This is a genomic window from Agrobacterium rubi TR3 = NBRC 13261, from assembly GCF_000739935.1.
Classification (GTDB): domain Bacteria; phylum Pseudomonadota; class Alphaproteobacteria; order Rhizobiales; family Rhizobiaceae; genus Agrobacterium; species Agrobacterium rubi.
Genome location: NZ_BBJU01000042.1, coordinates 1 through 14,763, shown reverse-complemented (window position 1 = coordinate 14,763; position 14,763 = coordinate 1). Strand labels below are relative to the sequence as shown.

Annotated in this window: 12 protein-coding genes; 4 read left to right on the top strand and 8 right to left on the bottom strand. The window is 56.1% G+C overall.

Annotated features, from left to right (window positions below; all coding sequences use genetic code 11):
• The 8 genes from RRU01S_RS25690 to RRU01S_RS24650 form a co-directional block, all read right to left on the bottom strand.
• Positions 1-186: transposase (locus RRU01S_RS25690; protein ID WP_131367855.1), on the bottom strand; the 186-nt coding region annotated here is incomplete at its 3' end.
• A 424-nt stretch (positions 187-610) separates the two neighbouring features.
• On the bottom strand, positions 611-904 hold the full coding sequence (locus RRU01S_RS24675) for a type II toxin-antitoxin system RelE/ParE family toxin (RefSeq protein ID WP_045232889.1): 294 nt from the start codon (positions 902-904) through the stop codon (positions 611-613).
• On the bottom strand, positions 904-1,158 hold the full coding sequence (locus RRU01S_RS24670; RefSeq protein ID WP_045232888.1) for a type II toxin-antitoxin system ParD family antitoxin: 255 nt from the start codon (positions 1,156-1,158) through the stop codon (positions 904-906). The genes RRU01S_RS24675 and RRU01S_RS24670 overlap by 1 nt, the downstream gene beginning before the upstream one ends.
• A gap of 166 nt (positions 1,159-1,324) precedes the next feature.
• Positions 1,325-2,548 (bottom strand): ATP-binding protein, encoded by a 1,224-nt coding sequence (locus RRU01S_RS24665; RefSeq protein WP_045232891.1) that lies wholly within the window; start codon positions 2,546-2,548, stop codon positions 1,325-1,327.
• 349 nt (positions 2,549-2,897) lie between these two features.
• Positions 2,898-3,161: a hypothetical protein gene (locus tag RRU01S_RS25685; RefSeq protein WP_045232887.1), complete on the bottom strand. Its 264-nt coding sequence runs from the start codon at positions 3,159-3,161 to the stop codon at positions 2,898-2,900.
• Between the two features lie 19 nt (positions 3,162-3,180).
• Positions 3,181-3,882: a toll/interleukin-1 receptor domain-containing protein gene (locus RRU01S_RS24655; protein WP_081880203.1), complete on the bottom strand. Its 702-nt coding sequence runs from the start codon at positions 3,880-3,882 to the stop codon at positions 3,181-3,183.
• A 25-nt stretch (positions 3,883-3,907) separates the two neighbouring features.
• Positions 3,908-4,123 (bottom strand): hypothetical protein, encoded by a 216-nt coding sequence (locus tag RRU01S_RS25680; protein ID WP_081880202.1) that lies wholly within the window; start codon positions 4,121-4,123, stop codon positions 3,908-3,910.
• Positions 4,124-4,256: 133 nt separating this feature from the next.
• Positions 4,257-5,240 (bottom strand): helix-turn-helix transcriptional regulator, encoded by a 984-nt coding sequence (locus RRU01S_RS24650; protein ID WP_045232885.1) that lies wholly within the window; start codon positions 5,238-5,240, stop codon positions 4,257-4,259.
• A gap of 165 nt (positions 5,241-5,405) precedes the next feature.
• Here RRU01S_RS24650 and RRU01S_RS24645 point away from each other — a divergent pair, with 165 nt between their 5' ends.
• The 4 genes from RRU01S_RS24645 to RRU01S_RS24625 all read left to right on the top strand — a co-directional run.
• The gene (locus RRU01S_RS24645) at positions 5,406-7,952 is read left to right on the top strand and encodes a PD-(D/E)XK nuclease family protein (RefSeq protein ID WP_045232884.1); all 2,547 of its coding nucleotides are present in this window, start codon (positions 5,406-5,408) and stop codon (positions 7,950-7,952) included.
• Positions 7,949-11,140, top strand: a complete 3,192-nt coding sequence (locus RRU01S_RS24640; protein WP_045232883.1) for a UvrD-helicase domain-containing protein — start codon at positions 7,949-7,951, stop codon at positions 11,138-11,140. The genes RRU01S_RS24645 and RRU01S_RS24640 overlap by 4 nt, the downstream gene beginning before the upstream one ends.
• Positions 11,141-11,427: 287 nt before the next feature.
• Positions 11,428-13,929, top strand: coding sequence for a DUF4357 domain-containing protein (locus RRU01S_RS24630; RefSeq protein ID WP_327787166.1), 2,502 nt, complete (start codon positions 11,428-11,430; stop codon positions 13,927-13,929).
• Positions 13,929-14,763 (top strand): McrC family protein (locus tag RRU01S_RS24625; RefSeq protein WP_045232881.1); only part of this gene is annotated, 835 nt, incomplete at its 3' end. The genes RRU01S_RS24630 and RRU01S_RS24625, both read left to right, overlap by 1 nt.

Genomic DNA, 14,763 nt, shown 5'->3' with positions numbered 1-14,763 from the left:
CTCACTCAATAGCCTGCGCCATCGATACAGCAGATTGGGCGCAACGCCATGGCGGCGAGCGGTCGATGATACCGTCTCGCCAGGTTCAAAACTCTGCTCAATAATTGTCAGCTTCTGCTCGGTTGTCCACCGCCTGCGGCGCACATCTCCCGTCAGCAATTCAACGTGTCGATACTCGTTAGACATAAGCCTGTCCTCAAGCCTGTGCTTGAGCCTTTCTGCTTATGCCGACTGTCCGGTCGAAATGGGGTGCAGTTCACGCGCTGCCGCAACAGGCACCAAGCGACATCTAGGCTGCAAAGTTTCGCTGTACGATCTGAGCCGATTTATAGTGGACCGTCCCCAAGCTACCCGGTCGTGGCGTTTAACACTGACGCGAAACTCCTGATTTAAGTTTGAATTTTGCGACCGAGTTTTGCACCGTCGCAGAATAGGGACTTTCGCGACGGAATCTATATGACTGTCACCGGTCCATTGCCGGCCGGTCTATATGTGATAATGTCCTTTATCATATGTAGATCAACAGCTTAGTACGGGTCGCTCGAGTACCTTCGTCTTGATGAGATTCGCACTTGCGACCAGTATGTTATAAATTCGGCGAAGTGGTTGGTTAGAAAGAATCTCCCGCCCAATCTTCATGGCCGTGCCGTATGCGGATGACGAATACGCTCCCGTCTTCAATGATGCGATACACGAAAAGGTGAGCCTTGAAAGGATGGATCCTGACAGGAGGAGAAATTTCATGGCGTTCGCGTGCCATTCTTGGGTTGGTGGCGATGAGCTCGAGCAAGGCAAAAAGCTCATCGTGATATCGTTTGGCGACTACTGCTCCGAAGTTGCGAATGCCTTCTTCCGCAATGGAAATAATATCCTCTTCCGCTTGGACCGATAGGCTGAATGGCATTAAGCGCGTCCGCGGCTGATGGCGGCTCGAGAGCTGGCTAAACCAAACAACTCTTCCGTTGAACGGCTCCCAACTCCGCTTCTGATCCCGTCGTCGACAAATCGCTGCATCTCGGCAATCTTATCCGCACGGGCTTGGTCTCTGCGGATTAGGTCCCGGACATAATCGCTCGCATTCGAGTATCGACCTGTCTTGGCCTGTGCTTCAACCCAATCTTTCATGGGGTCTGGCAGAGATACATTCATCGTCGCCATTCGAGTCTCCTTAATGCCTTAACATACTCGCTGATGGCAAAGTTTGTCAAACCAATGATGAGGTCGCAAATACAGCTCTTGAAGGGAATCGAACCTGAGTCCCATTTTTTCCGTCGGACTTCCAGGACCGCTCGCGCGTCTGGAGCCTAGAGAGAATTCCCAGACGCTAATGCCACAACGCCGAAATTGGAACCGCCGATAAACGTTCTCCAAATGCAATTACCTTGTGGTGGTCGTAAAGGACCATGCCTGATACGAAGCGCTCTCCGCATTCTTCGGCCAAAATTCGTAAGCCGGAGAAATCGGAATATGTGACGGATGCTGCGGCTTTTATCTCGATACCGACAATCCGCCCTCGCCTGTCTTCAACGACAATATCGACTTCATTCTGCTGCTTGTCACGAAAATGCGAAAACTCAAATCGTGTATGTGCGGCACTGGCGAGTTTGAGTATCTCACCAAAAACGAAAGTCTCAAGCAACGCCCCGAACTGCCCTCTGTCGTCCCGCATTCTCTCGAGAGACAGGTCACGAAGAGATGCGAGCAGACCAGAATCGAGGAAATGTATTTTAGGGGTTTTAGTCAAGCGCTTTAGTTTGTTGGAAAACCAAGGTTGAACGGTTCGGGCGAGGAACAGGCTCTCGAATATACCGACGTATTTCTGGGTTGTGACGTGGTTCATCCCGATGGGGGCGCCAATTCCGGAGTAGTTCACGAGTTGTCCCGAATGCTCAGCTAGAATGCGCAGCAAGCGCGGCATTTGCGCAATCTGCTCGATTTGGGCAACATCACGAACGTCGCGTTGAACGATCGCTTGGATATAATCCGCATACCAGTCGTGTTTGCGGCTCAACGTTTTGCGGCTCAACGCCTCGGGATATCCACCGGCAAGGACCGCAGCCATCAAGTCGTCACCGATGACGGGTTCTCCGACCTTTGGTTCATTTTGAAAGGCGTCGCTCAGGAAGCTGCTGCCCGCGGTTCTGATCTCGCTCTGCGCAAGCGGCAGCAATCGAACGACCTCCATGCGTCCTGCGAGCGAGTCCGCCACGCGTGGCAGCGTCATAATATTAGCCGAACCGGTCAGGAGGAAACGTCCCGGGCGCTGGTCGATATCCACACTTTCTTTGATTGCGAGCAACAGCTCGGGGGCGCGTTGAATTTCATCGATGACGGCGCGATCTATACGCCTTACAAAGCCAACCGGATCCTGTCGCGCTGCATCCAAGGTGGTCGCATTGTCTAGAGTGTAATACTCCATGGCCTCTTTGGCTATCTTCTTTGCCAGTGTCGTTTTTCCTGATTGTCGGGGACCGACGATCATAATCACCCTTGTGTCTAACATGGCATCGGCAACACGTTGCTCGACGAGTCTTGGATAGAGCATCACGGCCTTATTCCTTTCAATGACCGTTTGAAAATACATTGTTGACTAATTGAAAGTCAATATATGACCATTTGAAATTCACTTGGCGGCTGATTGAAAATAGATGTCCGAACTCGGTGGCACGAGGTAGGCGAGAGTTATGCAGGCACCGCCTCTCGCTAATCAATCACCCGAACGGATTTAGCTGAAACGCGCCGAGAGGATGGTAATGAATGATGAGGAAGACAATTTGTGTATACGCTGAACACAATGCTGAGTTTTACAATGAAAGAATCCAACGCCTTGATGGGAGCAGAACCAACGACCCGCCATTTCCAAATCTCAATTGCTTGAAAATATTCTACAATCCCAATCACCGGCAGCTTTGGTGTCGAATTGGGAACATATCCTCGCCGCGGTGGTGAAGACGGGTGTGATGTAACCGGCAAAGCCAACGCACTTTCAGAGGCTCGTCGTATCGGTCATGATGAGCATCGACAGCGCCGACCCCACAAACCTCACACGTTTGCTTTTCCAGTTCGCCCGCCTTCACCGCCCGCTGCACGGCAAGATGAGCATCATATTTGGCCGGATTAGCCCGGCGCCAATTCGCTTGGCGAGTATCGGTTTTCAGCATCGATGCTTCCCAAGCAAAGTTACGCCGCAACAAGCTCAGCGAGCTTGTCCGCCACCACTGGCATGGTATCCTCTCCGGTGCTCAGGCCACTTCGCGAGGCAAGCAGGGGGCTGACATTGCGTAAAGCTTCGTAGCTCGTGTTATGAACGATGGGTACGAGCTGTTCGGTCGCTAGAAGCGCTGAAAGCTCTTTGTCGGCAACGCCTGCTGCTGGAAGACGGCGCAGTAATGCTGGCGTCACCAACACGATCCCGACCCGCGACTTTGCCAACCCTTTGTCGATTTCGCGAAGCAACGACGTACCGAGAGCAACGTCCTTTTCGCTAAACCAGACTGATACTCCCCGTGCTTCAAGCAAATCATGCAGTGTCTTCGCATCACCCTGCCGGTCGTCCCACGCATGGCACAAGAATACGTCGCGGAGATCCGGTAGTTTCGCTCGGCTCTCGGCGGTTTCGCGGATTGGCGTGAGCGCCCGCACCTCCGTAGGTGTGTACAACACGGACGAGCCCGCCTTCGACCATTTCGCGCGTATCCGTCCTGATCCGCCGCTGCTGCTTCCAGACGACGTGCTGGAAGAAGATGAGTAGGATCCGTAACCGCTACCGTAACTGCTATAGCTGCTATAGCCGCCATAACGCCTGCCACCACGGCACGCTGGGCAATTTGCAGCCGCGTTCGCTGAACGATGCCCTTCTCGAGGTGCTGTGCATTGAGCCACGGGAATATCCTTTTCAATCCCGCGTTCAGTTATCTTTGATGGTGGTGCGCGGGTGCGACTTGCCATAGGCCGTGGTCACAAACCTGCCAGAAATAGCACTTCTGTAAGTGCCTCCGGTGCTACCGCCATTTTTGGCTTCTCGCACTGTCGTTCTCGGACTTGAACGTCCCTGCTTGTGTGTGACGAACTTTCCGGTGATTGCGCTGCGGAAATTGCTTCCGCTACCTTTTCCTTTTGCCATCTGTCTTCTCCTTTACGAAATACCCTGTGAATCGGGCATTTGGATATTAAGGGAGCGTGGGTGTCAAAAACTGTCACCCCGTTGGAGCATGAGATCGCGACCCTGTCGACGCGGTCGGTCGGTCCTCATAGGCTTATGGCAATGAAACGAAGTCGGTTCTGCGGTGGTTTTCGATCAAGCTACGCAGCCCTTCGGGCGCGACGACTTCGACTGCATCGCCCCATGAATAAAGGTGCCATGCCATTTCAAGCCAGCCTGCCGCATGAAAGCGTACAACTAGGCTTCCATCTTCTTGTGGCTCGACGGTCTGCTTTGGGTGAAAGGAGAACTCGGCCGCCCGCGCTGCGGCATGTGGAGCGAAACGCCAGATGACTTCGTCATATTGCTTCGGATTCTGGTAAACGCCGAACGATCTAGCGGTGTAGTCTTCGAGCGAAAACCCTGGCGCGATATTGAAGCTTTCGTCCAAACTTTGAGCACTCATTATCCTATCCATGCGGAAGTTCCGCATCTCGTCTCCGCGTTCTGGCTGGCGCGCTACGAGATAGCTCCGATGCCCAAGTAGGAAACCATGAGGCTCGACGACACGTTCCGGCGCATCCATAGCTCCGTACCGCATCCGTAATCTGAATGGTCCCCGTAAAGCCTCAATTACAGCGTCAACGACAGCCGGGACTAGATTAACGCGCGGTCCGGGGCGTGCGACCGATCCCATGCCTAGCAGAACGGCTTCGACATCTGCCTCAGTGCGAAGAGCATCTTTTGGGGTGAGGCGCGCAAGCAGTCCACCGCGCAGGTCATCTAGCGCAGCAGCGTGGCGCAAACGCCCGTCGCCGCGCGCTGTTCTGCACGCGATGTCCAGCGCCTCGACCGCTGTTTCCTGTCTCAATTGCAGTTTTTCCAGAACCGGATCTAGAACGCGCCACCGTCGTCGACGATCCGTGCCGGTAACCGCCTCCACGTTATCGAACACGGCCTCAAGCGCCTCAGTCATGCGCTGTGCTGTTCTGTGCGAGATGCCAAACTCATCACGAATTTCATCGAGACTGATCCCCGTTCGCCGAACAGCAGCCAGCCGCGCAAGTCTAATGAGGTCTTGGGACTTGGAGAACGGCAAGACTAATTTCCCTCTTGAACAAGCATGTCAGATATTGACACCCATTTACGTTATGAATGAATTTCAGATCTGTCGATATGCAATTGCTTTCATCGCGGATTATCGCTGCGCCTACAGTTTCGAACGATCTCGCTTCATACAAATAGCTATTCATCGGAGGCTACTATGCATTATCCCTTTCTCGTCGCCGATGCACGCTCTGGCCTCCAATACCGATTGTCCGACACCGCTTTGGCCGAACTGAGTTTAGCGCCAAAGGGGACCGAGTGGACACCCGGCCGCGCCATCGCAAACTCCTCTGATCCAGTTTGGGCGGATAGCCTCTCGAACGCACCAATTGAAACGATTTCTGCGGTGACCGCAGCCTTGGAGGACCTGATACTCGCGACGCCGGATTTGCAGGTACCGACGGTCGATTCCCTGCCCGATAGCAGGGCGGGACGGCATCTGACGGCACTGGTCGGATTGTGGCGGGAAATGGGGAATGCACTGCCCGATGGCCTGCCGCCGGTGCGCCATGTCCAGAATTTGTCACATGGAAGCTTTCTGGCTCCGATCCCGGTTGTCGAGGGTTCTCTCGATCCGCTCGCGCCCGCCTCAATGCAGATGCTCTACGCCCGGTTAAAGGACGAATTCGGCTCAGTCCCCGCCTTGCCACGCGATCGCACCGCCGTTATCGGTAGCCGGCTGCACACCCTCCAGAGTGGAGTGACGGCCCCTAAAATCGAGACCGGCCCCGTCGATCTTAGCCTCTCTTTTCACGGCTTAAGAGATCCTGCGGCCTGTGCGGATTTCGCCGCTGCCCGTGCTCGAGCGTTGATTGACGAAGGGACCCCGGCTCGCGAGATTGCTGTTCTTACGGCTGGAAGCCCGCAACAGATCGCCCGTGCTTTCTCTGCACAGGGTATTCCGGTGTCTGGTCTGCCTGCAGACCTGCCAAAACGAGATGTCATTGGCGAAACGGCATTGCAACTGGCGCTTGCTAAACGTCCGCCAACTCCAGCGATGGCACTGGCAAGCCTCGTGCTATCTCCACTAATGCCTTGGTCGTCCGTGACGGGGCGCAATCTCGCTGAGAGCCTGATGAGTGGGGACTTCCGGGGTGAAATTCTAACGGCTAACCCGGCGCACAAGGCGCTTTGGGATGATATTCGCGCCTCTGCAAGTAGCTTGGCGCAGCTACGTTTTTTTCTCGACCGCATATGCGATCAGATTACGGCAGGTGACAAAGTTAGAGCTCGCCTATCGGTCCCTCCAGGCGAGGGTTCGCCGGATTGGGAAGGGATGCTGCGCGGCATTCAAGTGACGGCGCCTGGAAGCGCAGATCCGGTGCGCAATTTGGAGGGCGTAAGCCTGTGGCTCGCGCATGAGAGCCCTTGGCGTCCCTGCAAGCATTTGATTATCTCCGACTTTACTGACGGACTTTATCCAACACGCCCGCGGGCCAATCCGATGTTCCTTGACAGCGAAGTCACCTGGATTCGCGCCGCCACAGGTCTCGCATTGCGGGGGCGGGCCGCGAGCCTAGCACAAGGGCTTGCGCTCTTTGATCATCAACTGCAGGCGACCTCCGAAACTGTCACTTTTCTGATCCCTTGGCGCGATTTGTCCGGCACTAAACTGCAGCCATCCGCAGGGCTGTCACTTATCGCGCGCTCGATCCATAACCTCATCGACGCGGGCGATCTCATCACCGATTTGTCGCGGCTCTCGCCATCAGACTGGCCGATCGTGCATCACCATCTCCCGCCATTACCCATGCAGCCAGACCTCCCCGAGGCTCTGGACTTTCCTGGGCGAGATCTTCTCTCTCTTCGTCGTACGGATGACGGAACGGCAAAGCCGCAATCGCCTTCGCGGCTAGAGACATTGCTCGTCAGCCCACTTGCCTGGCTCCTTGCTGAGGTCGGAGCCGAGGATATGTCTTGGTCCGCCGACGAGCTTGATGGTATGGCGAAGGGCAATATCGCCCATGACGTCTTCGAACATATCTTCTTGAAGGATCAGCCGGTCCCGGATCCGGAAACACTGACCGCTGCGGTCCCCGAGACTTATGATCGTGCATTGATGCGCCATGCTGGCTATCTGCGCAGCCCGTCGTGGGAGATGGAACGCAAGGGACTGGAACGCGAAATCCTCGCTGCCGCGCTACGCTGGCGAGATCATCTGTTGGCGCTGAATGCGAAGATTATCGGCAACGAGATCTGGTTGGCAGGAGAAGCACACGGCATCCAGCTGCATGGCAAAGCCGATGCAATCCTCGAGCTTCCCGATGGTACTCTATTAGTCGTCGATCACAAGAAAAGCGGAACGTCGGGTCGTCGAAAGCGAATGGAGGCGGCCTGGGATCTGCAGGCCGGGCTCTACCGCGACATGATCTCCCGGCCAAACCGACGCGAGAACGATGGGATGGATCCGTTGATTGGACGCAAGGTTGCCGTTGCATATCACCTTATGAACGACGGAGGCTTCCTGACCTCTGGGATGACGCTTTCCGACGCTTCTCCCGCGCGCGACATGGGAAATACCGTGAGTGATAGCGCCGTGGAAAAGCTAACGGCGCGACTGGAGGAACTGGGCGCAGGTAGGGTTGTCCTCAACAGGTCAGATGATGAAAAATTCTTTAGGAAGGAGGCAGGCTTTACGCCCTATGCGCTGACCGACGGCTCTCCCCTCGTTAGAGCCTTCATTCGTCAGGTCGAGGAGGGATGACCATGGATCAAGGATTGGTAATCGTTCCAGCCGGCGCCGGCGCCGGGAAGACGCACCGAATTAAGACCCAGCTTTCTGATTGGGTCAAACGCGGCGTGGTTAGGCCCGAGCGCATTCTAGCCGTGACTTTCACTGAGACCGCTGCGGCTGAACTTCGTGAACGCATCCGTGCAGGGCTTCTAGCAGATGGTCTCGTTTCTGAGGCTATGGCGGTCGAGCGCGCATATGTATCGACTATCCATGGACTGGGCCTCAGGCTTTTGACCGAACATGCGCTAGCGGCAGGTGCCTCGCCGCAACCGCGGCATCTGGGTGATGCGGAGCGAGACCTGTTGATCCGTCAGTCACTGGCGCATGCGAAATCGCTTGATCCCATCAAAGCCGAGCCAGAACGTTTTGGCTATGAAGCAAACTGGCAGACAGGCGAGACGGTCGAAGATTCTCTACGCGGCCGGGTAATGTCGATGATTGATCTCTTGCGTGGTCTTGGTGACAAAGGGCGTGATCGCGGCCTGCTCGCACCGGCCCTGTCGCGACTGGATGCGATCTATGGCAAGACTCTGTCAGATCCGACAGCTGCCCGTGATGCGTTGAGAGCGGCCATTCAGACAATGGTTGCGAGCTTCCCGGAAGGCGGCATGGCTCACATCACTGCCAAAGGCAATGTCGAAAAACTCGAGAAAAATTTGGCGCTATTCAAATGGGTTCATCGCTCGCCCGATCTTCTCGATCGGGACTGGAAGCTTTGGAACGACTTACGCGGCTTGTTTGTCTCGAACCGAAGCAGCAAGACGCCGGAGGGATACGACGATCTTGCTACCGCTATTATGGCAGCGGCTGACGTTCTTCCCGCCCACCCCGGCCCTCTTGCGGATGCAAAGTTGCACCTTTCCTGCCTGATCGCCTGTGCCCAAGAGGTTATGGAAGCCTATGAGACTCGTAAAAAGGCATTGGGCCTAATCGACTTCGCCGACATGATTACCGGGGCGGAACGACTTTTGCGCACCGACCCTGCCGTTCTCCAAGCTGTGCTCGGCGAGATAGATTGTGTCATCATCGATGAGTTCCAGGATACCAATCCCGTGCAGTTCGCCCTTCTTTGGCAGCTTGGCGCAAATGCGACGCGCACACTACTGGTCGGCGACGTTAAACAGTCGATCATGGGGTTTCAGGGTGCCGACCCGCGCTTGTCACAGGCTCTCGCAACGGCGAACCCCGATGCAACACAGCCGCTTGATCGCAACTGGCGATCGACGCCGGCTGTGATGCAGTTCGTCAATGCCATGGGTGTGGGCCTGTTCGGCGCGCGCTACAACTCGCTGACACCAACGCGCGATCCAATCTCAGGTCCGGCACTCGAGGTGTTGATCGCGACCAAATCGCGTGGCGTCCGCAACGCATCAAAGCCACAGGAACATATTGCTGAACGCATCGCAGCCATCCTGACGGATGGTGAGACGATAACGGACCGGTTTACCAAGAAATCGCGCGCTGCGCGGCCATCGGATATTGCGCTGCTGGTTTGCCGGCACACGACTGCTGCCCGCTATGCCGAGGAGCTACGCGCTCGCGGCGTCCCTGTCCGCATTAGCGAGGACGGCTGGGCTAAGAGCCCCGTCGTCACCGCTGCTCGTGCCGCGCTTGCGTTTGCTGCGAACCCGGCCGATATTCACTCTGGCCTGCTATTGCGCACGCTGGGTCCCGATCCACTACTCCTGCAGACTGCGCTGTCCGCCCAGACTGCCGGGCGGTTGGCCGATGACCCGGTCCTGATCCGCCTTGCAGCCTTGTCCGATCAGATGGCAAGGCTTCCGGTCAGTGCGGCTTTGGATTTGGTGCTGTCGGTCGCAGGCCTACGCATTTGGGCAGATTGCCAACCTGACGCGGCGGGGTGCCGCGCCGATCTCCTTCGACTGGAGGCTGAGGCAAACGAGTTTGAGGGCGCGCACCGCGACCTCAAAGCTGCTTCCGGATTCCATGGCGAAACCGCGAAGGTGTTTCTCGGCTGGCTCGATGCACGAGCGAATGAACGCGATTTTGATCGTCGACCGGATCCCGCTGCCAACAACGCTGAGGCGGTCGAGATCGTAACCTGGCATGCCTCGAAGGGCCGCGAATGGCCGATCACTGTGGTGGCCGAGCTCGATTACGGTATTGAGGATTGGCCCGGTTCCACGACGACGCGCTTCGATGCGTTGGACCGGATCGACAACATGGCAGTGGTGCTCGGCTCGGCGGCGCTTGTTCATACACCCGGGTTCGCGGCGCCAGAGGCTACGCGCCGCTTTATCGAAGATCGACGCGAAGATTTCGAGGCTAATGCGAAGAACCTGCTCTACGTCGCGCTCACTCGTGCGCGCGACCGGATAGTGTTGGAATGGCCCGGCTTCTTGAAAGACCGAGAGGAAGACGCGCCAGAGGCAACAAACCTGTTCCATGTCTTTACGGACAGATGTGCACCGCAGATCGGGACCAACTGCTTGAAGGTCGGCGGTGTCGATTGCGCCGCGGTCATTAAGCAATTGCCAGAGATGGCGGGCTTTACCGAATTTGCAAATAGCGTCTCGAGTGTAACGCCCCGGTTCGGGCCCGCGGCGCCTTTGGCCGAAATACCACTCTCGCCCTGGCGGCTACAGCCTTCGCAAAGTCGCAGTGCGGGTGAGGTGCCCGGAACCCGTAGCGTCGCTCTTGGCGCACCTTGGCCAACAACGCTCAATGACGCGGCACGCGGTACTGCCCTGCATCTGGCGTTGCGCACTTACCTGACCCGACCCGACCTGGCGCAGGGGTTGCCGTCTGCGACGGAACTGGAAGAAGCCACGCTCGACATGATTTCTCAGCGCGCCACCGCACTGAAAGACTGGCTCGCGGCGGAAGGCTATACAGACCTTGCCACTGAAATCCCGGTGCTTGGTTTCACTCAAGATGGGGCCGAGATCCCAGGCACGATTGACCTTCTCGCCATCGGACCGAAGGGATGCCTGTTGATCGACCATAAATCCGGCGGCAGTGGTGAGGGCCTCGGCCCGTACTGGCCCCAGCTATCAAGCTATGCTGGGTTAATCCCAGAGCTGTTCCCGCGGGATCCACTAAAAGGGGTGGCGGTATTTTGGGTCGATCATGGACGGCTGGAATTGACTGACACCAGCGTGCAGTCCGCAGATCCTGCGAAGATTGGAACATCTTAATGGTTTGGGGAATGCTAGCGTCCGATACGATCGTTTCGCAAAGAAGCCAACAGAATTTGGGCCTCGCGGCTGCGGTGAGCCAGTTCGACGACTTGGCGGTACCCCGAATAGGCGGCTTGAAGCAATCTATGGACCTCATGATCTGCGCTCACGTGGGGCGCCCGAGATGTTTGGAGTAAAGGATGGTAGCTTCATAGACGCGAAGTAATATGCGGTACGCGAAACAGATGTGTCTTGTAAACACGCTTTGTACCGTTCCAAACTCATAGAACACTGAGGATAATTTTGTGCAGGCGGATAATAATGACTGGTTGGTTATACAAAAAGAGTTGGCATTGGCTTTTGGAAAACCAGTTCCGTCAGGCTTTCTTGTTCGGGCTGGCTCAACTGCCATGCGCGAAGGGTCTCCGACGGTGAAACGAAACCGCGGGGAGCGTGATCGGCTGGTTGAGGAAGGTGTTCTCGTTCCCGACGACAATCCAGCCTTATACCGCTTTGAAGAAGATCACGTTTTCACGAGCCCGAGCCTGGCGGCTGGTGTGGTGATAGACGGGAACAGCAACGGCGGTCACTGGCAAGCGAACCCTGACGCGACACGAAAGCTCACCGCACACGTTAGCCCTCTAACTCGTTTGGAAGTTGAAACGGCGATGGACGCGTACGATTGTTATCAGCGATCAGGCGAGCACGCGGCCTTATTCGATGCCTTTGGTGAGTCACGCGACTACTGGGTGCGCTCAACGCGCGATCGGTCAAACCGTGTGTACCCTACGAAACCGATCGTTGGCTTCGTGAGAAACAAGACGCAGCTTATCGGGGGCTGGGAACAGAAAGCCGGTGCTGCGGCCCAGTTACACACGGTGGGATACATCATCATTGAGGCTAACAACGCACCGGTTCCCCCGCCCCAAAGCTATGAGCATCTCGCCAATAATGCTGACCGCATCCGACTCTGCGCCCTCAATTACTATGTCGAACCAGCCCGCGAGAACGACGCGACAGAAGTTTCGGTACGGGCAAGCGATCTAAGTCGGGATATGGGACTGCACGATGCCTTTCCAGCAATCTGCAGTGCACTTGGAGGAGAGAAATTCCAAAAGCTCGCGCATGTTTTAGCGCCGACGCACACTCTGCCCAATCCCAGTAGTTCCACAATCTTCACCTATCAGTTCGCTGAACCAGAACGGCAAAAAATTATGACGCCTCAACCTTCCACCTCGATGCCCACCACAACCAATCTGATTCTTTACGGGCCGCCCGGTACCGGCAAAACCTACGCCACCGCTTGGGAAGCAGTGCGGCTTTGCCTAGGCGATGCTGTCGCCGAATCGATCAGGAACGACCGCCTTGCTCTAATGGCCGAATATCACCGTCTTGTCGGCGAGGGCCGCATCGAATTCGTCACATTCCATCAATCGATGGCCTATGAGGATTTTGTCGAAGGTCGCCAGCCTACTACTGGATCAGATGATGGGGAAGAAGAGACTTCGGCAGGGTTTCGGCTCGAAACCGTACCCGGGATATTTCGGCGCATAGCGAAAAGAGCTGAAACCGGGCTCGGCAAGAAAGCGATCAGCAATCGGATCACGACCGAAGATCGCCAGATTTATAAGATGTCGGTGGGCTTCAGCAGGGATGCTGGCGATCAGGAGCTCTTCGACGAAGTTATCGAAGGTGGTTATACTGTCCTTGATTGGGAAGACATCGACTGGAGCGATCCAAAGTTCGAAAAAGCCGAGGAGATCCTTAAAACGTGTGAAGCCCAAGGCAAGATCGAGGGGCCGGTCTCCCTGCAATCTGGACAGGTCTCGATCACCGATACGTTTCGCAATCGGCTCAAAGTCGGCGATATCATCATTGTTTCCAAAGGGAACCGCTTGATCCGAGCCATAGGCGAGGTAACTGGTTCTTATGTGTATCGTCCGAGGCCCGAGGGACGGTTCGGCCATAGACGAGCCGTCCAATGGCTCTGGCACGATCCAGCGGGCGTTCCGGTTACGGAGATCTACGACGGCAACTTTACGATGCGGTCACTCTATGGGCTGAATAAGGAACGCCTTAATATTCCGGTCCTTGAGCGTTATATGAACAGCGCAATCACGGAGATCGACACCGACGTTGAGCGTGAGGCCTTCGTCTTGATTATCGATGAGATCAATCGCGCTAACATCTCAAAGGTCTTTGGCGAGCTGATCACGCTCCTGGAACCTGACAAGCGCCTAGGACAGCCTAATGCACTAAAAGTGCATCTTCCGTACTCGCGAGATGAATTCGGCGTGCCGGCAAATTTGCATATCATTGGCACAATGAACACTGCGGACCGTTCAATCGCACTTCTCGACACAGCCTTGCGCCGTCGCTTCACTTTCCGCGAGCTGATGCCGGATGTTGCAGAACTTCGCCGGGCACTGGCTGCACGACAGCTCGATGCGGGAAATCTAGATGGGATCGATCTGTGCAGGCTGCTGACCGAGCTTAACGAACGCGTTGAGTACCTTTTTGATCGCGAACACCAGATAGGCCATGCTTATTTCACCGGCTGCAGTAACCGCGCCGAAGTCGAAGATGTCATGCGCCACAAGGTCATCCCGCTCTTGGCTGAATATTTCTATGAGGACTGGTCGAAAGTCGCCGCGGTGCTAGGCGATGGCGGCGGGTCCACAGGCTCCCGTTTCCTAGAGGCTAGACGATTGACAGCTCCGGCCGGTTTTGCCGATGACGAATTGGCCGGCGAAAAAATGCGTTGGAGCGTGAAGACAAGTTTCGACTTCTCGGATTTTGCAGCCTGATGCCCGCCTATACAATCCGCGAATGGGAAAAGCTCGTCTACGGCGTCGGCGAGGGGCGAATTCCTGACAGCCATGCAAGTAGGCTTGCGGCTCTGGCGGAGCGCTCGCCATTTGCCGGGCGCGGCGGTGGCGGAGTTCTTGAACATGGCCGGCACGCCCTGCGCGCTCGCGGCGTGATAGGAATTTTGTCGACGGGCGATCTGAGCTTGGAGATTCTGCCCAAAATCGATGTCGACTCCGGTGAGACCGTCGATCAACAAAATGCGACGGTCCGCAAACGTCTCGTGCATATGTTGGCCGTTGCGCTCGACCTGAAACTTGACCTTGGCGCCATCACTGATCTCGCTTGGCAAAGGGAGACTCTCCTAGAAATCCTGATCCGCATCTTCTGCACCAAGCTAACTGAGGCCCTGCGTAAGGGCATGCCGCGACGCTACATCAATCGCGATGAGGATTTGCCTGTTTTGCGTGGGCAGCTTGACATTACCCGGCAGTTTATGCGCCATGCGGCTGATCATTCGCGACTTGCTTGCCGCTTCGACCTTTTGTCGAATGACACGCCACTCAATCGGATCATGAAAGCTGCCGTAGTACGCTTGGCGCGAGTTTCCCGGCGCCCCACCAACCAGCAACACCTGCGTGAGCTGGCCTTCGTCTATGCTGAGATTGCGGAGGAACCGGTTTCTGCTCTGCGATGGGACCAGGTTGTGATCGACCGCACCAATCGGGCATGGCAGGACCTCTACTCGATGGCCCGACTATTCTTACAAAACCGCTACCAGACTACCACGAGTGGGAACGGCGAGGGCACTACCATGATGTTCGAAATGAACT

Coding starts and splice junctions, on each gene's coding strand:
- RRU01S_RS24675 (WP_045232889.1), bottom strand. CDS start 904: ATGCCATTCAGCCTATCGGTCCAAGCGGAAGAGGATATTATTTCCATT.
- RRU01S_RS24670 (WP_045232888.1), bottom strand. CDS start 1,158: ATGGCGACGATGAATGTATCTCTGCCAGACCCCATGAAAGATTGGGTT.
- RRU01S_RS25685 (WP_045232887.1), bottom strand. CDS start 3,161: ATGCTGAAAACCGATACTCGCCAAGCGAATTGGCGCCGGGCTAATCCG.
- RRU01S_RS25680 (WP_081880202.1), bottom strand. CDS start 4,123: ATGGCAAAAGGAAAAGGTAGCGGAAGCAATTTCCGCAGCGCAATCACC.
- RRU01S_RS24645 (WP_045232884.1), top strand. CDS start 5,406: ATGCATTATCCCTTTCTCGTCGCCGATGCACGCTCTGGCCTCCAATAC.
- RRU01S_RS24640 (WP_045232883.1), top strand. CDS start 7,949: ATGACCATGGATCAAGGATTGGTAATCGTTCCAGCCGGCGCCGGCGCC.